We start from the raw sequence: 243 nt of genomic DNA, 5'->3' as shown, positions 1-243 counted from the left end.
CAGCGGCTGCCTGCAGCCGCTGGCGGCGCCGAGCATGCCGGCGCGGTTCGGCGAGACCATGAACAACATGCGCGCCGGACCGCGTGCCGGCGCCCTCGCCACCTCGATCTGGCGCGGCAAGCAGGTGCTCGTGCTCGACCCGCGCACCGACCCGCTGTTCGCCGACTACATGGGGCTGGTGCAGCATGTGGAGTTGGGCACCTGCGTGGCCACCCCGATCAAGTCCAGCAGCGGTCGCGTCCT

The 243-nt window shown here is 71.6% G+C and carries 1 pseudogene; it reads left to right on the top strand.

From position 1 onward, the window contains the following. Positions 1-243: pseudogene (locus D588_RS25890) on the top strand (bifunctional diguanylate cyclase/phosphodiesterase); the annotation flags it as partial.

This window comes from Xanthomonas sp. SHU 308 (assembly GCF_000364645.1).
GTDB lineage: Bacteria > Pseudomonadota > Gammaproteobacteria > Xanthomonadales > Xanthomonadaceae > Xanthomonas_A > Xanthomonas_A sontii.
The sequence above is the reverse complement of the archived record's forward strand: the minus strand, read 5'-3'. Positions and strand labels throughout refer to the sequence as shown.